At 64.0% G+C, this 19,218-nt stretch carries 19 protein-coding genes and 1 pseudogene; 7 read left to right on the top strand and 13 right to left on the bottom strand.

Annotated features, from left to right (window positions below):
* Nucleotides 1-47: 47 nt before the first annotated feature.
* Genes ASG57_RS00190 through ASG57_RS00180 form a run of 3 tightly spaced genes read right to left on the bottom strand, consistent with a single transcriptional unit; the run spans nucleotide 48 to nucleotide 2,801 of the window.
* Nucleotides 48-1,271 carry an ABC transporter substrate-binding protein gene (locus ASG57_RS00190; protein WP_024338161.1) on the bottom strand — a complete coding sequence of 408 codons (1,224 nt, stop codon included), beginning with the start codon at nucleotides 1,269-1,271 and terminating at the stop codon, nucleotides 48-50.
* Between the two features lie 35 nt (nucleotides 1,272-1,306).
* Nucleotides 1,307-2,053 (bottom strand): ABC transporter ATP-binding protein, encoded by a 747-nt coding sequence (locus tag ASG57_RS00185; protein ID WP_024338162.1) that lies wholly within the window; start codon nucleotides 2,051-2,053, stop codon nucleotides 1,307-1,309.
* Nucleotides 2,046-2,801 carry an ABC transporter ATP-binding protein gene (locus tag ASG57_RS00180; protein WP_008551999.1) on the bottom strand — a complete coding sequence of 252 codons (756 nt, stop codon included), beginning with the start codon at nucleotides 2,799-2,801 and terminating at the stop codon, nucleotides 2,046-2,048. The genes ASG57_RS00185 and ASG57_RS00180 overlap by 8 nt, the downstream gene beginning before the upstream one ends.
* 306 nt (nucleotides 2,802-3,107) lie before the next feature.
* Here ASG57_RS00180 and ASG57_RS00175 point away from each other — a divergent pair, with 306 nt between their 5' ends.
* A complete protein-coding gene (locus ASG57_RS00175) occupies nucleotides 3,108-3,788 on the top strand; it encodes a PAS domain-containing protein (protein ID WP_024338163.1) in 681 nt (226 codons plus the stop codon).
* A gap of 3 nt (nucleotides 3,789-3,791) precedes the next feature.
* Here the strand turns inward: ASG57_RS00175 and ASG57_RS00170 are convergent, their stop codons facing one another.
* Nucleotides 3,792-4,151 (bottom strand): ArsC family reductase, encoded by a 360-nt coding sequence (locus tag ASG57_RS00170; RefSeq protein WP_024338164.1) that lies wholly within the window; start codon nucleotides 4,149-4,151, stop codon nucleotides 3,792-3,794.
* Between the two features lie 103 nt (nucleotides 4,152-4,254).
* Between ASG57_RS00170 and ASG57_RS00165 the strand changes: the two genes are divergently transcribed.
* Nucleotides 4,255-4,626, top strand: coding sequence for a tRNA-binding protein (locus tag ASG57_RS00165; protein ID WP_024338165.1), 372 nt, complete (start codon nucleotides 4,255-4,257; stop codon nucleotides 4,624-4,626).
* A 7-nt stretch (nucleotides 4,627-4,633) separates the two neighbouring features.
* Here ASG57_RS00165 and ASG57_RS00160 read toward each other — a convergent pair.
* Nucleotides 4,634-5,337, bottom strand: a pseudogene (locus tag ASG57_RS00160) (glutathione S-transferase family protein).
* Nucleotides 5,338-5,630: 293 nt separating this feature from the next.
* Here ASG57_RS00160 and ASG57_RS00155 point away from each other — a divergent pair.
* On the top strand, nucleotides 5,631-5,948 hold the full coding sequence (locus ASG57_RS00155) for a hypothetical protein (RefSeq protein ID WP_155248329.1): 318 nt from the start codon (nucleotides 5,631-5,633) through the stop codon (nucleotides 5,946-5,948).
* A gap of 5 nt (nucleotides 5,949-5,953) precedes the next feature.
* On the opposite strand, the gene ASG57_RS00150 is transcribed toward ASG57_RS00155, so the two are convergent.
* Nucleotides 5,954-6,622 (bottom strand): DUF429 domain-containing protein, encoded by a 669-nt coding sequence (locus ASG57_RS00150; protein ID WP_024338167.1) that lies wholly within the window; start codon nucleotides 6,620-6,622, stop codon nucleotides 5,954-5,956.
* 1,224 nt (nucleotides 6,623-7,846) lie between these two features.
* Here ASG57_RS00150 and ASG57_RS00140 point away from each other — a divergent pair.
* Nucleotides 7,847-9,172: a TROVE domain-containing protein gene (locus ASG57_RS00140; protein WP_057195486.1), complete on the top strand. Its 1,326-nt coding sequence runs from the start codon at nucleotides 7,847-7,849 to the stop codon at nucleotides 9,170-9,172.
* Between the two features lie 113 nt (nucleotides 9,173-9,285).
* The gene (locus ASG57_RS00135; RefSeq protein WP_024338170.1) at nucleotides 9,286-10,626 is read left to right on the top strand and encodes an RtcB family protein; all 1,341 of its coding nucleotides are present in this window, start codon (nucleotides 9,286-9,288) and stop codon (nucleotides 10,624-10,626) included.
* An 81-nt stretch (nucleotides 10,627-10,707) separates the two neighbouring features.
* Here the strand turns inward: ASG57_RS00135 and ASG57_RS00130 are convergent, their stop codons facing one another.
* From ASG57_RS00130 to ASG57_RS00115, 4 genes are all read right to left on the bottom strand, one after another.
* Entirely contained in the window at nucleotides 10,708-11,895 is a 1,188-nt protein-coding gene (locus ASG57_RS00130; RefSeq protein WP_024338171.1) for a serine hydrolase domain-containing protein, read from the bottom strand.
* 69 nt (nucleotides 11,896-11,964) lie between these two features.
* Nucleotides 11,965-12,657, bottom strand: coding sequence for a GNAT family N-acetyltransferase (locus ASG57_RS00125; protein ID WP_024338172.1), 693 nt, complete (start codon nucleotides 12,655-12,657; stop codon nucleotides 11,965-11,967).
* 4 nt (nucleotides 12,658-12,661) lie between these two features.
* Complete coding sequence (locus tag ASG57_RS00120) at nucleotides 12,662-13,009, bottom strand: Lin0512 family protein (RefSeq protein WP_024338173.1); 348 nt, start codon at nucleotides 13,007-13,009, stop codon at nucleotides 12,662-12,664.
* A 180-nt stretch (nucleotides 13,010-13,189) separates the two neighbouring features.
* The gene (locus ASG57_RS00115) at nucleotides 13,190-14,854 is read right to left on the bottom strand and encodes an acetolactate synthase large subunit (protein WP_024338174.1); all 1,665 of its coding nucleotides are present in this window, start codon (nucleotides 14,852-14,854) and stop codon (nucleotides 13,190-13,192) included.
* Nucleotides 14,855-15,012: 158 nt separating this feature from the next.
* On the opposite strand from ASG57_RS00115, the gene ASG57_RS00110 reads away from it, so the two are divergent.
* The gene (locus ASG57_RS00110; RefSeq protein WP_024338175.1) at nucleotides 15,013-15,885 is read left to right on the top strand and encodes a bifunctional helix-turn-helix transcriptional regulator/GNAT family N-acetyltransferase; all 873 of its coding nucleotides are present in this window, start codon (nucleotides 15,013-15,015) and stop codon (nucleotides 15,883-15,885) included.
* A 55-nt stretch (nucleotides 15,886-15,940) separates the two neighbouring features.
* Nucleotides 15,941-16,327: an ester cyclase gene (locus ASG57_RS00105; RefSeq protein ID WP_024338176.1), complete on the top strand. Its 387-nt coding sequence runs from the start codon at nucleotides 15,941-15,943 to the stop codon at nucleotides 16,325-16,327.
* Nucleotides 16,328-16,348: 21 nt separating this feature from the next.
* Here ASG57_RS00105 and ASG57_RS00100 read toward each other — a convergent pair whose 3' ends face one another.
* From ASG57_RS00100 to ASG57_RS00090, 3 genes are all read right to left on the bottom strand, one after another.
* On the bottom strand, nucleotides 16,349-17,566 hold the full coding sequence (locus ASG57_RS00100) for an MFS transporter (RefSeq protein WP_024338177.1): 1,218 nt from the start codon (nucleotides 17,564-17,566) through the stop codon (nucleotides 16,349-16,351).
* Between the two features lie 344 nt (nucleotides 17,567-17,910).
* Nucleotides 17,911-18,483, bottom strand: coding sequence for a hypothetical protein (locus ASG57_RS00095; RefSeq protein ID WP_057195485.1), 573 nt, complete (start codon nucleotides 18,481-18,483; stop codon nucleotides 17,911-17,913).
* Nucleotides 18,484-18,563: 80 nt separating this feature from the next.
* Nucleotides 18,564-19,148, bottom strand: a complete 585-nt coding sequence (locus ASG57_RS00090; RefSeq protein WP_024338179.1) for a TetR/AcrR family transcriptional regulator — start codon at nucleotides 19,146-19,148, stop codon at nucleotides 18,564-18,566.
* Nucleotides 19,149-19,218: the final 70 nt, after the last annotated feature.

The following is a 19,218-nucleotide window of genomic DNA, read 5'->3' as shown; positions in this document are numbered from 1 at the left end:
GTTCCCTGAAACTTGCCCGCAGGCCTCAAGACCTGCGCGACGTTATCTTACTTCTTCAAGAGCGCGCACTTGCTCTCGGATAGCGGCGTGAAAGCCTGGTCGCCCGGCACGGTGCCGACCAGCTTGTAGAAGTCCCATGGTCCCTTGGACTCCGAGGGCTTCTTCACCTCGAACAGATAGGCGTTGTGGATGGTGCGCCCGTTCGGCTGGATCTCGCCCTTGCCGAACAGATCGTCCTCGGTCGGCATCGACTTCATCTTCTGGACGATCTTGACGCCGTCATGCGGGTTGCCGCCGAGGGCTTCCAGCGCCTTGAGATAATGACGCACGCCGGCATAGACGCCGGCCTGCACCATGGTCGGCGGCGCATTGTTCTTCATCCTCGCGGCAAAGCGCTTGGAGAACGCCCGGGTCTGGTCGTTCATGTCCCAGTAGAACGTCTCGGTGAAGTTGAGGCCCTGGGCCGTCTCCAGGCCGATCGCCTTGACGTCGGTGAGGAACAGCAAGAGGGCCGCGAGCTTCTGGCCGCCCTTGCCGATGCCGAACTCGGCCGCCTGCTTGATCGTGTTGGTGGTGTCGCCGCCGGCATTGGCAAGACCGATGATCTTGGCCTTGGACGACTGCGCCTGGAGCAGGAAGGAGGAGAAGTCCGGCGTATTCAGCGGATGCTTGACGCCGCCGACCACCTTGCCGCCGTTGGCGGTGACGACCGCGCTGGTGTCGCGCTCGAGCGCCGCACCGAAGGCATAGTCCGCGGTCAGGAAGAACCAGCTGTCGCCGCCGGCCTTCACCAGCGCCTGTCCGGTGGTGTGGGCCAGCATGTAGGTGTCGTAGGTCCAGTGCACGGTATTGGGCGAGCACTGCGCGTTGCTGAGGTCGGAGGTCGCCGCGCCCGAGTTGATGTAGACGCCGTTCTTCTCCTTGATGACGTTGTTGACGGCCAGCGCCACGCCGGAGTTCGGCACGTCGACGATGACGTCGACCTTGTCGACGTCGAACCACTGCCGCGCGATCGCGGTGCCGATATCGGGCTTGTTCTGGTGATCGCCGGAGATGATGTCGATCTTCCAGCCCTTCGCGGCGAGGCCGGAATCCTCAACGGCCATCTGCGCGGCGAGCGTCGAGCCCGGTCCGCCGAGGTCGGCATAGAGGCCGGACTGATCGGACAGCGCGCCGATCTTGACCGTCTTGTCCTGCGCGAAGGCTGCGCCTGTCACCGCGACGGCAAGAGCAGTGGTCAGCAGCAATGACGCAATCGACATGGTCTTCATGCAACTTTCCTTTTTGAATCTTCTTGTCGGCAATATCAGACACCGAGATAGGTGTGGAGCTTGTCCATGTTGGCGGCAAGCTCCGCGTTGGAAAATCCGTCAATGATCTTGCCGTGCTCGACCACGTAGTAACGGTCGGCGACGGTGGACGCGAAGCGGAAATTCTGCTCGACCAGGAGGATCGTGAACCCCTCCTTCTTGAGCCGCGCGATGGTGTGGCCGATCTGCTGGATGATGACGGGCGCCAGACCTTCGGTCGGCTCGTCCAGCATCAGGAAGCTCGCGCCGGTGCGCAGGATGCGCGCGATCGCCAGCATCTGCTGCTCGCCGCCGGACAGCTTGGTGCCCTGGCTGCCGAGCCGCTCCTTCAGGTTCGGAAAGAGCTCGAAGATCTGATCGAGCGGCAGTCCGCCCTCACGGACCACCGGCGGCAGCATCAGATTCTCCCGCACGTCGAGGCTGGAGAATATGCCCCGCTCTTCCGGGCAGAACGCGATTCCCATGCGCGCGATCTTGTCGGAGGTCGCGCGGATGATCTCTTGGTCGTTGAATTTCACCGAGCCGGAGCGCTTGCCGATGATGCCCATGATCGACTTTAGCGTGGTCGTCTTGCCGGCGCCGTTACGCCCGAGCAGGGTGACGACCTCGCCCGCATTCACGTCGAAGTTGATCCCGTGCAGGATGTGGGACTCGCCGTACCAGGCTTCGAGGTTGCGGACCTGGAGGATGTTTCCGCCGGTCGTGGCCATGGCCGGGGCCTCGGCGATCGCAGTGTCAGGCATGACCGGCTCCCAGATAGGCTTCCTTGACGCGCTCGTCCTTGGTGAGCTCGGAATAATGGCCCTGCGCGAGCACCTGACCGCGCGTCAGCACGGTGATGATGTCGGAGAGGTTGGCCACGACGCTCAGATTATGCTCGACCATCAGGATGGTATATTTCGCGGAGATGCGCTTGATCAGCGCCGCGATCTTGTCGATGTCCTCGTGGCCCATGCCGGCCATCGGCTCGTCGAGCAGCATCATCTCTGGGTCGAGCGCCAGCGTCGTTGCGATCTCAAGTGCGCGCTTGCGCCCATAAGGCATCTCGACCGCGGGCGTGTTCGCGAACTCGCTGAGGCCGACATCGTTCAGCAGCTCACGCGCCCGGTCGTTGAAGCGATTGAGCACCGACTTCGAGCGCCAGAAATCGAACGAAGAGCCATGCTGGCGCTGAAGCGCGACGCGGACGTTTTCCAGCGCGGTGAGATGGGGAAACACCGCTGAAATCTGGAACGAACGCACCAGACCCATGCGGGCGACGTCCGCCGGCGCCATCGCCGTGATGTCCTGCCCCTTGTACAGGATTTTTCCGGCTGACGGTTTGAGGAACTTGGTCAAGAGATTGAAGCAGGTCGTCTTGCCGGCCCCGTTCGGGCCGATCAACGCGTGAATGCTCCCACGGCGAACCTTGAGCGCAACGTCGCGTACGGCGAAGAAGCCCGCGAACTCCTTGGTCAAGCCTTCCGTTTCGAGAATGAACTCATCGGCCAAACAGATTTCCCCCTGCCCGCGCCAGGCGCGTGGCTGTCCTTGTTGCTTCGGCTGTCCGGAGGCCTTGGAGCCCACCCGGGCCGCCGCCTCCGGGCGCGGAATATGCCGGAGGTGACGGGGGTTAGGCAAGGCGGAAAGCTGAGCAGATCACGCCTCCGGCTGGGACAAATGCTCCCTTGGTCGGAGGTGTTTTGATGCGTGCCTGCCCGGCCTCCCGGTTCGCAAGGCACCGGCCATCAAGCCGTCGTTAACGGTCTTTCGCGCCGTGCGCCAGCCTTCATCAAAAATTTTCCCGCAGGCTGGATCATGCGGGGGTCTTCACGTGCGGAGAATATTGCTTTGGATTTTGCAGGCGCCGCTCCCTCCGTCGTCAAGTCGATCCGGCAACGCGATCTCCTGAACACGTGGCTGCGACTTTATGCGCGCCAGCAGATCGCGCCGGCGATCTGGGAGTATCAGCCCGCGCGGCTCGAGGAGGAGCTGTCGGATCTCATCTACTATACGGTGGATTTCTCGGCCCCGACGCCGCGCCTCATCATCCAGAGCGAAGGCACACGCATCTCCCGTGCCTATGGACATACCGGCAAGGGCGTTCCGCTGGATGACTATATCGGGCCGCAACTCGCGCCCCTCGTGATGCCGATCTACCATCAATGCGTGGCACGCGGACTGCCCGTCTACAGCGTGGCCGACGTCGAGGACATCTATGGGCGCAACGTCGCCTATGAAAGGCTGCTGCTGCCGTTCCAGACCGACGGCAAGGTCTGTCACGTCATCGCTTCGGTCAAGACCTTCTGCGAGGACGGGGGCTTTGAGATCAAGAACCTGATGCGCGGAAATGACGCGCTGCCGCGTCCAAAGATGCGCGCCGTAATTGATCGCGAGCTGTTTCATCGCGCTCCCGGCCGCATCTCCCCTGCGGAAGTGGTCGAGCTATCCGACCAGCCGGATTCCGGCATCGTCACCGAGATCATCGAGTTGAACTAGCAGTCAGCGCGCCTTGCCGCCGACCTCCTTGGCATAGATCTCCGGCTTGAAGCCGACCAGCAGCTTGCCGCCGACTTCCAGCACCGGCCGCTTGATTATCGATGGCTGCGCCAGCATCAATGCCAGCGCCTTTTTCTCGGTGAGCCCGTCCTTGTCGGAATCGGGCAGCTTCTTGAAGGTCGTCCCTGCGCGGTTGAGCAGCGTCTCCCAGCCGACCTTGCCGCTCCACCGCTCGAGCCGATCCTTCTCAACGCCCGCCGCCTTGTAGTCGTGAAACTCATAAGGCACACCATGGGCATCGAGCCAGGCGCGGGCCTTCTTCATGGTGTCGCAATTCTTGATGCCGTAGATGATGTTGGGCAAGACGGTCCTCGCGCATGGCGTATCGTGCTGGGGCCAACGTTGTACGAAACTCCGCTTCGCGCGACAATATTGCGAACCACCCAACTCTCCGAACGGACATCCCATGCACGTGACGCACGATCCCGCAGCCGCCGCCTCGCCGACCATCGACTTCAACAGCTTCCTCGCGGTCGATGTCCGCGTCGGCACGATCGTCGACGCCAAGCCGTTTCCGGAGGCGCGCAAGCCGGCGTGGCGGCTGTGGATCGATTTCGGCCCCGTCATCGGCGTGCGCAAGAGCTCGGCCCAGATCACCGAAAATCACCCACTCGATAGTCTCGTGGGGCAGCAGGTCGCGGCCGTCGTCAACTTCCCGCCGCGCCAGATCGGCCCCGTCGTCTCCGAGGTGCTGACGCTCGGCTTCCCCGATGCGAACGGCAAGGTCGTGCTGGTGCAGCCGAGCAAGCCCGTGCCGAACGGCGGCCGGCTGTTCTAATGAAGCATCACGGCCGCTGCGGAATGCTCAACCCGCGCTGCACCGCCGGACGCGCAAGGCCGCGTTCGAGCCAGGCACCGACGGTCTTGAACTGGCTGAACTCGACGAGATCGCCCGCCCCGTAGAAGCCGATGAGATTGCGCACCCAGCCGAGCATGGAGATGTCGGCGATAGTGTAGTCGTCATCCATGAACCATTGCCGGATGGAAAGATGCGTCTCCATCACGCCAAGCAGGCGCTTGGCTTCCGCGACGTAGCGGTCACGGGGCCGCTTGTCCTCGAAATCCTTGCCGGCAAATTTGTGAAAGAAGCCCACCTGGCCGAACATCGGCCCGATGCCGCCCATCTGGAAGTGCACCCACTGGATGGTCTGGTAGCGGCGCACGGCGTCTACCGGCAGCAGCTTGCCCGTCTTCTCCGCGAGGTATTGCAGGATCGCGCCGGACTCGAACAGCGGCAGCGGCCTGCCGCCGGGGCCGTCGGGATCGAGAATTGCGGGAATCTTGCCGTTCGGATTGAGCGAGAGGAATTCGGCCGTCTTCTGATCGTCCTTGCCGAAATCGACGAGATGAACCTCGTAAGGCAGCCCGATCTCCTCCAGCATGATCGAGACCTTGACGCCGTTCGGCGTGGGCAGGAGTAGAGCTGAAGCAGCTCGGGAGGCCTGGCCGGCCAGCGCTTGGTGATGGGGAAAACGGATAGATCAGACATCGGCACTCCGGCTGCATCGCACGATGTGGTCTAATCTAGGCGAGCCGGCGAACGGGGCAAGGTCAGCGCTCGAGGCGGAGCGTCGCTCAAGGCGACCTACAGCGGCACCGTCGCGGAAGCCACGACCGGAGTCCTTGTCTCATGCTGCAATCGATAGTCGATAAACCATCGGCCTGTCACCAGCAGCATGGCCGTGAATGAAATCGCAAGCATCGCAGTCGCCCACTGGCGAACATCATACATGATCGTTCTTCCCACTGACGTCTTTTGCCCTCAACGTCAGCTCCAGCACCATGTTCCGCGCCTTCTGCGAAAATATTGCCTATTTTTCCCGATTAATGACAAGCCGACAAGGTGATTGGATGGGAGCATCGGCGATGCTTGCGCGTTGTAGGCAGATGAACATCGAGAAGCGCGCCCTGCTCGACCACGCCAAACGCTGTCGCCGCGTCGCGAACAATCTCGCCCATGACGCAGCCGCGCGGCGGCTGCGGGCAATGGCCGAGACGTACGAAGCCAGAGCGGCAAGATTGGATGACGAGAGCGACTCCTTGGACCCGAGCCGAAACGGTCGCAGGCATTTCGGAGCTGAGATCGATCGGGAGAATTGATCGATTCAGTAGTTGATCTCCATCCGCAATCCGCGCGGATCGAATTCCTTGCCGCCGACGCGCTGCCTGCTGTCGCGCGCCGCGACCGCGCAGGCGCACGCGTCGATGAGGTCGTCGCGGGCGATGCCAGTGCCGTGACGCAGCTTCAGCCATTTCGGCAAACGCGTGAAGCCGCGTTGCTCAAGCAACGAAATGCGCTGTTCGAGCCCCTGCGCTGACGTCTTCTTTGCAAGACGGACTTGCCCAGCGAGATTCCAGAAGATCAACTCCGGATGCGCCTCGCCGATCGTCGCCTGTCTGGTCGGCGTCATGGCGTCGTCGACCTCTCTCAGCTTGTCCCTGATGTTCCAGAGCTGCACCGATATTCCCCTCCCCTCGCCTTCGTGCGCCCAGTAATGGCGATTGGCTGCGGCCATGTCGGGAAAGGTCCAGAGGTCGCGGCGTGCACCGAGAAAGACGGCGGGTCCTACCAGTTCGCGAGCCCGCAGATCGCAAGCGCGGTAGCCGCTCGATTTCAATCCGATCGGCATGTCGATCATCGCGCGCGCATGCCGCATCGCGAGCAGGCGCGTCAGGCCCGGTGAATAATCGAAGCCGTGGTCGCCACGATCGTCGATCCAGGCTGAGACCCAGCCGAAACGAAATCCATCGAGACCGAGAAAATTCGACGTCATGCGTGCGTCATCTTAATTTGCTCGAGCAGCTTCGCTTGACATTCACAAGTCGCGGGCGTATGTCCCGCGCCCTCGCAAACACTTCCGTTTGCGACAGACACCATGAACCGAGCGATGTTGCACCGCTACGAAAGAATTGTCCGCATGCCGAATAGCCCAGAGCTATTCGATGTTGCATGCCCGGCTCATGGGAGCGATCTTGCCTGACCGCAAGATCGACCGTCCGCTTCTCACGGACCCTCCCGAGCCTGCCGCTCCGGAGGGTTTTTTGTTGCCCGCCGCGCGGCCCAACCGAACAACCCGGCATCGGCCGGAACGGGAGACCCGGATCCCGGGGCTCGCGCTGAGAAGGCGCGTGCCCAAGTGCGCGGGGCCTGCCGGAGGGAACGAGGCGATGAGCCGGACACCGATGGCAGAGCGAACCCAACGGGTTCGCAAACGGCGGCGCGTCGACAGCGCCGCGATAGATTTTTTTTAACTCGGTTTGCCGCGAGTGGTCGCGGCTCAACCGACGCTGGTGGTGAAGATGTCGGATACTTCTCCGCAAGGCAAAGCGGGTGATGCCTCCTGCCTTTGACACACGCACCGGGATGCGGCCTCGGAAAAGGTACGCACGCGGCCCGGCGCAGGTCCCTCCGCAAGGACGGCCCTGCGTTGTCGTCACTGAAAGCCGATATCGCCCGTTCCCCAGCGTACCCATCAACGGCCAGTGCGACAGCATCGGCCCGGCGGTGGTGAAGATGTCTGTTACTTCGGTAGAGCGCCGTCCTGGCCTGCCAGGACGGAGGTCGCGGGTTCGAATCTCGCCGGCTGAAATGCCGTAGCTCAGTTCTTGCTCCTCGGAGCGGCAACAGCATCGCCCGTTCCCCGCCAACCCCATCACGATCCGTGGTGAAGATTTCTGTTACTTCGCCTGCAACGCGAGAGGTCGCGGGTTCGAATCCCGCCCGGTGTCCCATGCACCGGTAGCTCAGCGGATAGAGCGCTTTCCGGCAAGCTTGCGCTTGCCGGGTCACAGAATCGCCTGTTCCCGGATCGTGTCCCTTTCGCGCCGGTGGTGAAGAGCGCTGTTACTTCGTGAATCACACTGTCGAAGGTTCGACTCCTTCCGGACGCAAGTCCGTAGCTCAGCGGTAGAGCATGTGGAGCCCCTCGTGGGCAGGACAGCCTCGCTTGTTCCCCGGCACCCCGTTTCATTCACAATCAACCCAAGAGGAGGCCGTCATGGTCAGGCTCAACAAGATCGTTCGCGCCTTCACGCGGGAGGGCGCGCGTGCGAGGCGCTTCACGCCCGAGATGGAGCTGAAGCGGGCATTGATGAACTGCCTCCTGTGGGAGGACCAGTTCTACGAGGACGGCGTTGCGATCGCCGACCGCATCAAGGCCCTGGTGCCCAAGGTCGCGCCTGCCAAGGTCGCAGAGCTTGCGATCGAGGCGCGCGAGGTGATGAAGCTGCGGCACGCGCCGCTGCTCGTCATCCGCGAGATGGCGCGGAGCGAGAAGCACCGCGGCCTTGTCGCGGACACGCTCGCCCGGGTGATCCAGCGTCCCGACGAGATGACGGAGCTGCTCGCGATCTACTGGGCGGATGCGCTGGGGCCGATGCAGCAGCGCAAGCGTCAGCCGGTTTCGGCGCAGGTGAAGAAGGGCCTAGCCCGGGCGCTGACCAAGTTCGACGCCTATCAGCTCGCCAAGTGGGATCGCGACGGCGCGGTGCGGATCAGGGACGTGCTGTTCCTGGTCCACGCCAAGCCGAAGGATGCCGGGCAGGCCAAGGTGTGGAAGCAGTTCGTCGATGGCGAGCTCGCCTCTCCCGACACCTGGGAGGTTTCGCTCTCGGCCGGCAAGAACAAGCGCGAGACCTTCGAGCGGCTGATCGCCGAGCGCAAGCTCGGCGGCCTGGCGCTGCTGCGCAATCTGCGCCTGATGCAGAATGCGCTGGTCCCGCGCGAGACCATCGCAGGGGCGATCGAGGCGATGCGGACGGATCGACTCCTTCCCTATCGCTTCATCACGGCGGCGCGCTACGCGCCGGACTTCGAGCCCGAGCTCGAGGCTGCGATGCTCAAATCGGTCAAGGACCATGTACGGCTTCCGGGCCGCACCCGGCTCCTGATCGACGTGTCGGGCTCGATGTTCGCGACCCTCTCCGCGCAGTCGGAAATGACGCGCGCGGAGGCGGCGTGTGGCCTTGCCATCCTCGCGCGCGAGATCTGCGACGAGGTCGAGATCTTCACCTTCTCAAACGAGGTCGTGAAGGTCCCGCCCCGCCGCGGCTTCGCGCTTCGAGATGCGATCATCAACTCGCAGCCGCATGGCGGAACCTATCTCGGCAAGGCCGTGACGGAGATCGACCGCAAGGGCGATCGCCTCATCGTCTTCACCGACGAGCAGAGCCACGACCAGGTGCCCGAGCCGAGGGCGCGCGGCACCATGGTCAACGTGGCCTCGTATCAGCACGGTGTCGGCCACGGCGCCTGGACCCGCGTCAACGGCTTCTCCGAGGCCGTGGTCGCGTGGATCGCAGCGTCGGAGACGGCGTTGAACTGATGCGGAACGACAGCGGCCCCGGACGCAGGAGACTGCGCCCGGGGCTTTAGAACTCACCGGATTGATCCGCCCGCCCGAGGATTGTGCGAGCGGAATGACAAGGACCCACCACCATGCGACGACCCGATCCCTACATGGAACGCGCCCGCGAGCTCTGCCTTGCCGCCGGCGTCGATCCCGACTCGCGCGTCGGCGAAGGACGCGGCCAGCCCGCCTGGTGCCTGTACAAGGATGCCGCGCGCAAGGAGCATCTTGCCCGCGAGGCCAATGCCACCGCAGACTCCATCGCCGAGTTCCGCACCCAGGACGCCCGCTTCCAGAATGCGCCGCTGAAGGTGTTCGGCCCGCACGAGGACGCGACCATCGCGCAGATGCGCAACTGCATGGCGGTCGGCAACGTCGTATCCGGCGTGATCTGCGCCGACGGCCATCTCGGTTACGCCCAGCCGGTCGGCGGGGTCATCGCCTATGAGAAGCAGATCAGCATCTCCGGCGTCGGCTTCGACATCGGCTGCGGCAACATGGCGGCCCGGCTCGACACCCGCTTCGCCGACATCGCGCAGATCGCTCCAACGATCATCCGCGACGTCGCCAAGGTGATCTCGTTCGGCGTCGGCCGTGCCAACGCCGAACGGGCCGAGCACGAACTGTTCGACGACGGCGACGCCTGGCGCGAGAGCGACATGGAGGATTACCGCAAGAAAGCGGTGAGCCAGCTCGGCACTGTCGGATCGGGCAACCATTATGTCGACCTCATGCGCGACGAGGAAGGCTTCGTCTGGATCGGCGTCCATTTCGGAAGCCGCGGTCTCGGGCACACCTCCGCGACGCGCTACCTCAAGGCTGCCGGCGGCAAGGACGGCATGAACGTTCCGCCGGCCGTGGTTGACGAGGACAGCGAGCTCGGCCGCCGCTACATCGCGGCGATGCAGCTCGCCGGGCGCTATGCCTATGCGGGCCGCGAATGGGTCGTCGAGCGCGTCCGCCAGATCATCGGCGGCAGCGTGACCGAGACGGTGCACAACCACCACAACTACGCCTGGCGTGAGACCCACGACGGCAAGGATCTGTGGGTGGTGCGCAAGGGCGCGACGCCGGCGTTTCCCGGCCAGAAGGGATTCGTCGGCGGCTCGATGGGCGACGATGCCGTCATCCTCGAAGGCGTCGACAGCCCGGAGGCCAGGGCCTCGCTCTACTCGACCGTGCACGGCGCCGGCCGCCTGTTCGGACGAAGGGAGGCGAAGCGGCGCTTCTCGCGGGCGGAGATGGACCAGTGGCTCAACGAGCGCGGCGTCACCTTGATCGGTGCCGACCTCGACGAGAGCCCGATGGCCTATCGCCGCCTGCCGGACGTGCTGGCGCAACATGCGGGCACCGTGAAGGTGCTGCACACGTTGCGGCCGTTCGCGGTCGCGATGGCCGGCGAAGGCGAGTTCGATCCCTGGAAGGACTGACAACGACGAGCGGGAGGCCCAACCTCCCGCTCGCTTTGCCCTTGTCGCAGCCTGAGACAGACGAACGAGCCGACTCTCGCGTCAGTTCGCGCCTACGGCCTGGTAGGCCAGCCGCTTGAACTCGAAGAAGAACGGATTCCAGAAGCCCATGTAGCGCTGGGCCATCAGCACACCCGCAGTATTGGCCTCCGGGCAGATCCACCAATGGGTGCCGGCAAGACCGCCCCACTGGAATTCGCCGGTCGAATTCGGAGGGTCGAACGGCGTCGGCGCGAAGGTGACGGCGCCGCCGAGACCGAAGCCCTTGCCGGGGATCGGCCCGAGAGTTGCGAAACGGATGGTCTGCCCCGCTCCTAGCTGGTTCGTCATCATCAGCCGCAGCGTCGCCGGCTTCAGCAGCGCATCAGACCCGGGCAGCAGCGCACGCACCAGTGCGAGCATATCAGGCAAGGTAGAGACCAGACCGCCGCCGCCCGAGAGCCTCGGGAATGGCCGCCGATAGGCCTGCGGAAAGGGAAGATTGTCGGCACGCGTGAGACCCGGCTTCATAGGGTCAAGCACGTCAGCACCATTGTAGAGCGCGACCAGCCTGCCCTGCTGCGCCTCCGGCACGTGGAAGCCGGTATCGATCATGCCGAGCGGGTCGAAGATGCGCGCTTTGAGAAAGACGTCGAGCGGCTGGCCCGAGACGACCTCAACGACACGGCCGAGTACGTCGGTCGCCACTGAATATTCCCAGGCCGTGCCTGGATGATAGGACAGCGGCAGATCGGCAAGCTTGTCGATCAGGTCCGAGAGCGGGGTCAGAGGATTGAGCACACGCGCATCGTTGTACCCCTTGAACAGCACCGTGCCGGGATCGAAGATGCCGTAGCTCAGGCCGGAGGTGTGGGTCAGAAGCTTGCGGATCGTGATCGGGCTTGTTGCGGGCTCGACGTCCGAGAGACTTGCCGCGCCCTGCTTCAGCACCTTGCGATTGCCAAGCTGCGGCAGGACCTTTTCGACGGGGTCATCGAGCCCGATGCCGCCTTCCTCGACCAGCAGCATGATCGCGCAGGTGACGAAGATCTTGGTGTTGGAGAACGCGCGGAAAATATGGTCCGGCCGAAGCGCTGTGTTCGCCTCGCGATCGGCAAAGCCGACGCATTGCTGATCGAGCACTTCGCGCCCGCGCAGCACCGCCCAGGATGCGCCTGGAATGATCTCCTGATCGACGTAGCGCTGCATCGCCGTCCGTGCGGCGGAAAAATCAGGTGTCCTGGCGTCCATGTAATCCCCCCTGTTATGGTTGGAATCGATATAGCGCGAATTCGTGCAATATGAAGCCCTACGCGCGGCTCATGCCTGTTTCATTAGCGCAGTGACGTGCAGGCGCCGGCGAATCCACATGCCCTGCCGTTCGTAGAGCGCGATCGCCGACGTGTTGCTGGAAAACACGTGCAGGAACGGAATCTCGCCGCGAGCCTCGATCCGGCGCGCGACCGCCGCGAGCAACGCCTGCGCGTAGCCCCGCCCACGGTAGTCCGGATGCACGCAGACGGCGGTCATCTCGACAAACTTTCCCGGCTTCATGCGCTCCCCCGTCATCGCAACCAGTTCGCCGCCGGAGCGAATGCCGAGGAACGTGCCGAGCTCATGAGTACGCCGCGCGAATGGACCGGGCTTCGTCAGCTCGGTCAGTGCCATCATCGCGGGCACGTCGGCCGCCCCCAACGTGACGATCTCGGCATCGCGCAACGGGCTGTCGGCCGGCGAGCCGATCATCTGCTCACCTGTATCGGCGAGCACCACCTTGAAGCCCGCGGGAACCTCGACCGGCTCCGGCGTGAACAGCGCAGCCACCTGAGAACCGGACAGCAGATCACCGAGCGCAGCAAAGCTTTCCGCCGACATGTCGGCCATGTCGGCAAACGGCGTCATGTCCACGGGATAGCGCAGCGCCCGTGGGCCGCCTTCGGCCAGGTGCCTCTGGCTCGTCGTCAACGCGCTCCAGATCGGACGATCCAGCAGCGCCAGATCGGTGTCGGACATTGGCCTAGTCCTTGTCGAAGCTGACGATCACGGCCGCATTGGCGATCAGGATCGGATCGTTGGCCGCTTCCGTGGCCGAGGGAATCTCCAGCCCGCCTTTGACCGCCGTAACCGTTACGGTGCCGTAAGGCAGCTCCTTGGCGACGGCTTCCTTGTCGACGGCCTCCGGGTTGGGCACCGCAATCGTGACGTCGACGAACATGTCGTTCGCGGTCTTCCCGATCATCCGGAAGAAGCCGAGGCTCGAATGTCGGATCGCATCGGACACCGCGCGCTTTGCCGCCTTGGTAGCGTCCCTGCCGTGAACGTCGACGCCCATGCCCATCTCGGTGACACAACGAACGCGGGTCATTTCATAGTCCTGTGGTTGGGTTGGTAATGCTCAAGCGGATTGTTATCGCATTTGGGCCGATCCGCATACTCCGTCATTGCGACGAGCGGAAGCGACGGACCAATCCAGCCGCCTCTCAAGAACGATTCTGGATTGCTTCGCTGCCCTCGCAATGACGTGTGTAGCGGAGAAGGCCCAGACTCACGCCTTTGCCTTCTCGTGCGCCCTTAGCTCATCCACCAGCACTCGCACGTTCTCCGAATAATCGACCGGGATGGAGACCAGATGCACGCCGCCCTCCTGGAATGCCTCTTCCAGCGTCGGTCCGAAGCGGTCGATGCTCTCGATGCGATGTCCTTTCGCGCCATAAGCCTTCCCGTAGACAACGAAGTCGGGATTGCGGAAGGTCATGCCGTAGTCAGCGAAACGATCGACGGCCTGCTTCCAGCGGATCATGCCGTAGGCATTGTCCTCCAGCACCAGCACGACCAGATTGAGCTTGAGTCGGACAGCCGTCTCCATCTCCTGGCTGTTCATCATGAAACCACCGTCGCCGGCAATGGCGAGCACGCGGCGGTCGGGATATAGCATCGCGGCCATCATCGCCGACGGGAGGCCGGCGCCCATGGTCGCAAGCGCGTTGTCGAGCAGCAGCGTGTTCGCGACTCGGGTGCGGTAGTTGCGCGCGAACCAGATCTTGTACATGCCGTTGTCGAGCGCGACGATGCCGTTCTCCGGGATCACCCGGCGGATGTCGTGCACGATCCGCTGCGGGGTCGGCGGCCAGCGCGCTTCGGTGGCCCGGTCGGCGAGGTGCTTCAATATCTCTTCGCGCAGCGGGAGCAGCGCCGCCGCCTGCGGCAGCCTGCCTTCGATCCGATCCGCGAGCAGCTCCAGACTTGGGCCGACGTCGCCGACGACCTCGGCGTCGGGAAAGTAGACCAGCTCCACGCTCGCCGGCGTGTAGCTCACGTGAATCACCTTCGGGCCCGCCGGCCCCATGATGAATGGCGGCTTCTCGATCGGGTCGTGTCCGATGGCGACGATCACATCAGCCGCATCGATCGCGTCGTGGACGTAGTCTCGCTCGGACAGCGCTGCCGTGCCCATGTAGAGGTTGGTGCCGCCGGGCACGGTGCCCTTCCCCATTTGCGTGGTGAAGAACGGAATCCCGGTCCGCTGCACGAAGCTTGCGATGCCATGCGTCGATCGCGGTCGGCTGGTCGCAGCGCCCATCATCACCAGCGGACGCTTTGCTGCCAAAATCAGTTCGGCGGCCCGATCGAGCGCAACGTGATGGGCAACCGGAATCTCGATCGGATGAACCGGAATCACGGGAGCCGGCGGCACTTCATCGCCCGCGATGTCCTCGGGCAGCTCGAGATGCACCGGCCCGGGCCGCTCCTCCATCGCGACGCGAAAGGCATCGCGCACCACGGTCGGGATGCTGGAGGCGCTGACGATCTGCCGCGACAGCTTCGTCAGCGGCTTCATGGTCGCGACCACGTCCACGATCTGAAAGCGCGCCTGCCGGCTGCTCATGATCGGCTTCTGTCCGGTGATCAGGATCATCGGCATGGCACCGAGATGCGCGTAGGCGGCGCCCGTAGACAGGTTGAGAGCACCAGGACCAAGTGTCGACAGACAGACGCCGGGCTTCCCGGTCAGCCGACCATGGGTAGCGGCCATGAAGGCCGCAGCCTGCTCGTGGCGGGTCAGGATCAGCTCGATTTTGGAGGTGCGGAGGGATTCGACCAGATCGAGATTCTCTTCGCCGGGAATGCCGAAGATTTTGTCAACGCCCTCATTCTCAAGCGCCGCAACGAACAGATCCGATCCCTTGACCTTGCGCTCCTGCCCGCTCATGTCGTCTCCGCTTGCTGTGCTGGCTCGGCCGCGTGTCGCCGCAGCCGGCACATGGTAGCGAGCTTCCGCTCCGGCACAACTCACAATGAGGCGCACAATTGCGCCCGATCGGTTCGCCACCGTTGACAGGTCATTTTATCTGACTAAAGTCAGACATCATGCTCGACCCGGTCTCCCGCGTCCGCCGCTTCAACCGTGCCGTCACCTCCGCCGTCGGCGCGCTCGACACCTCCTTTCTCGGACGCGGCCGGCCGCTTGGTGCGGCGCGCGTGCTCAATGCGATCGGGCACGGGCGTTCCGATGTGGCGGAGATCCGCGACTATCTCGCTCTCGATTCAGGGCTGATGAGCCGCCTGCTGCGCAGCCTCGAAGACGAGGGGCTGATCGAGACCGCCGCGCATGAGGACGATGCGCGGCGGCGTGTCGCAAAATTGACGCGCGCGGGCCGGCGCGAGTTCGCGGCCTACGAAGCGCTGTCGAACGCGCAGGCGGAAGGCCTCCTCGCGCAACATTCGCAGCGCGAGGCCTTATTGGCGGCAATGGACCTGATTGCCTCCGCGCTGACGCGCGAGCGCGTCGCACTTGACGAGGTGGACCCGCGGAGCGAACAGGCGCGCTACTGCCTCGGCGAGTACTATGCCGAGCTCGGGCGCCGCTTCAGCCAGGGCTTCGACGTCTCGCTCTCGCGCGATCCTGATGCCAAGGACATGCGCCGGCCGCGCGGCACCTTCATCGTCGCGATGTCGGACACACTGCCGATCGGTTGCGTCGGGTTGAAGGGAACTGATCACGGCTACGCCGAGATCAAGCGGCTGTGGGTCGCGCCGGCAGCCCGCGGATTGCGGCTCGGCCGGCGCCTGATGGATGCAGCCGAGGATGCAGCGCGGGAACTCGGCATCGGGCTGCTGCGGCTCGACACCAACAGCGCGCTGCCCGAAGCCGGCCAGCTCTATCGCAGCACGGGCTGGCGCGAGATTCCCCGCTTCAACGATGATCCCTATCCGGACCTCTTCTTCGAGAAGCGCCTCTGAGCTGGACCTGTTTGCGGTGCTCGTGCGTTGCGACCCGGACCACAGGAGCCTCGCCATGACGACAGACGAGCTCGCCGAGTTCTACCGCGACTACATCGCCTGCCTGAACCGGCGAGACTGGCCGGCGCTCAGACAATTCGTGCACGAAGACGTCGCCCACAACGCGCGGCCCCTCGGGCTGCCGGGCTATCGCGCGATGCTGGAACGGGACATTCGGGAGATTCCCGATCTGCAATTCCACATCGAGATGCTGATCTCCGCGCCACCCCGCATCGCCGCCCGACTGAAGTTCGATTGCGCACCAGTCGGGACATTCCTGGGTCTTGCCGTCAACGGCAAGCGCGTGTCCTTCTGCGAGAACGTGTTCTACGAATTTCGCGACGGCAAGATCCGGCAGGTCTGGTCGGTGATCGACAAGCTCGCGATCGAGGCGCAACTCTGACGCCCCGCCTTCATCCGGAGCTCACGCCGGCGCCGGCGCCACCTCGCCTTGCGGCTTTGCGAACGGCCGGAACGTCATCGCCATCAGGAACGCACCAAGGCCCATCGCCCACGAGGCGATGTAGAGCCAGGCGTAGCTCGAGAAGGCGTCGTAGATCAGGCCGCCGGCGAGCGGGCCCGTGGCCATGCCGAGGCTGCCGGCCATCGCCGTGCCGCCGATCACCGTGCCCATCATCCTGAGCGGAAAGTTCTCGCGGATGAGGACGGCGTAGAGCGGCATGGTGCCGGCGTAGATGAAGCCGAAGATGGCGCCGACCGCGTAGAACGTGGCAAGCTGGTTGGCGAAGACATAGGCGAGCGCGCCGAAGGCCTGCAGCAGCAGCCCAGAAACCAGCACGCGCTTGGCGCCGAAGCGGTCGCCCATCAGGCCGAAGGCGATGCGCCCGCCCAGGCCGGCAAACCCCTCGATGCTGTAGATCGTCACCGCCGCGACCAGCGGAATGCCGCAGCTCACGGCATAGCTGACGGTGTGGATGATCGGACCCGAATGGGTCGCGCAGCAGAAGAAGTTGGTCGCGAGCAGGATGAGGAATTGCGGCGAGCGCAGCGCGTCGCCCATCGACATCTCGGCCTGCGCAGCGCCCTCGCCCGGTGCGACAGCAGCCTGCGCGAGCGCCGGCGGACGGCGCACCAGGAACGAGACCGGGATCATGATGGCCCCGACCACGAGCGCGATGATCTGCATCGAGGTGCGCCAGTCGTGGCCGGAGACGAGCCAGGCCGCCAACGGCGACATCGTCATCGGCGCCATGCCCATGCCGGCGGAGACCAGCGACACCGCGAGGCTGCGGTTTGTGTCGAACCAGCCGGTGACGGTCGCCATCATCGGCGCGAAGATCGCCGCACAGGACGCGCCGACCAGGAGGCCGAACACGATCTGGAACACGATCAGCGAGGTCGCATGGCTCGCGGCTAACAGGCTGAGCGTGAGCACGATCGATCCCGTCAGCACCACGGGCAACGGGCCGAAGCGATCGGTCAGCGTGCCCCAGGCCATGCTGGTGAAGGCCATCGCCAGGAAGCCGACCGTCATCGCGCTGGAAATGCCGGTCACCGACCACCCGGTGTCCTTTGCGATCGGCTGCAGGAACACCGGCAGCGAAAACATGCCGCCGACTGCGACGCAGCCGAGCAGGCCGCCGGCGGCGACGATCACCCAGCGATAGTTGGAAGAAGTCATTTGGGTCTCCCGTCAGATCTGTCTGGGTGAAAGACGAACGGGAACCGCCGCAGTCGACAAGCTGATGCATATTGTGTGGCATCGTTTGCGAGCTGCCAACAAGCCTGCGAAAACAACCCCATGCACAGTAGCCGGTCGCTGCAGGATCAATGACTTACGGCGTCAGCAACGTGCAAGGCCTGGACCGTCCTTTGACTCGTCGGGCAAAACACCGGCACAAATGCCACATCCCGCCGATCCTGATCTCGTCCACGACTCCGATCGTGACCACGGCTGGTCCGTTCGACGGCCGGTTCCCGCACAGGGACGTCACGCCGTATGCGGCGTGACGTCCCTGCGAATTTTCATGTGGCGGCACGACGCCGCCAATCCGTGACGGTCAACCAGACCGCCGAGACCAGGAAGTAGAGCGCGCCGACCGCGGCATAGCCCGCGACATTCGAGATCGACGGGATTGCTGGCATCGAGGCCTGAAAGATGAAGAAGCCGCCCGCCAGCGCCGACTGGCCTCCGCTGAGAACCATGGCCCATTGCGCGCCAAACAGCTTCCAGCGCCGCAAGGCAGTGCCGAGTTGGAGCAATCCGGACAGGATCGCCCAGGCGCCGAAGATTCCGAGCACCCAGTTCATGCTGACCTGCAAGGCCAGGATGACCGCAATGGTGGTCGCCAGGCTGACGAGCACGTTGAGGCCCTGCGTGCGGTTCTGGTTCAACCCGCCGTTCGAGAGCGCGTCGAGATAGTTGGCCGCGGCGTCCCATGCCGGATACGCAACGAGTAGCGTCGCCGCGATCACCGCAGATGACGGCGCGATGGCCAAGGCCAGAACGACCCAGCCAACGGAAAACGCCGCCCGCAGGAAGTAGTACTGCTTCAGCCATTGATCGGCCGTATCCGAGGTCAGTTCATGAGCTCTCACTTCTTTTTCCTTACCTACTAGTTGGTAGATTACGAAGCGGATGCATGCCCACCGCGCGGGCTTGCACCGCGTCGATCTCCTCAGTGCCTGCTGGAAAGCCGATCCAGCAGCGGCCGCGTGATGGTCCCGAACATCTTGGGATCGCCATAGGCGCGCGCCGACAGCATCGCGCCGTGAACGGTTGCCATAAACGATTCCGCCTCGATCCTTGCCGTGCTGGCGAGTTGCAATCGTCCCTGCCGCTTGCCGCGCTCCATCGCCGAGGTCAGCCACGAGGCCAGCGCGCGGAAATGAGCTCGCACTTCAACGGCGACTTCCTCGGGCAAGATCGGAAGCTCGCTTGCCAGGAGCGCACACACGCAGAACGGAGCCGTCGCGTCCTTGATACATACCTCCCAGTACGCGATGTAGCTTCTGAGCTGCTCGCCGGGATCCGCAACGTTGCGTTCAAGCGCCGCCAGTCCGGCTTGCGCCTCCTCGCGATAGCGCGACACGAGGGTCCGGACCAGATCGACTTTGCTGGCGAAATGGTGGTGAATGCTCGGCTTGCGGATGCCGACGACATCGGCGATGTCGGCGTAGCTGAAGCCGTTGTAGCCGCCCGCGATGATCAGGGTGCGCGCGCAGGCGAGAATGTCGTTGGCTGTGGATGAAACGTTGCTCATGGCCAGTCATCTACCTTCCAGTTGGTAGATACTCAAGATGAGAGTGCTTCAATGATCCGTGAGTGGTAGG

This window comes from Bradyrhizobium sp. Leaf396 (genome assembly GCF_001424605.1).
GTDB lineage: Bacteria > Pseudomonadota > Alphaproteobacteria > Rhizobiales > Xanthobacteraceae > Bradyrhizobium > Bradyrhizobium japonicum_C.
Note: the sequence above shows the minus strand (reverse complement) of the source record. Positions and strands in the feature narration are given on the sequence as shown.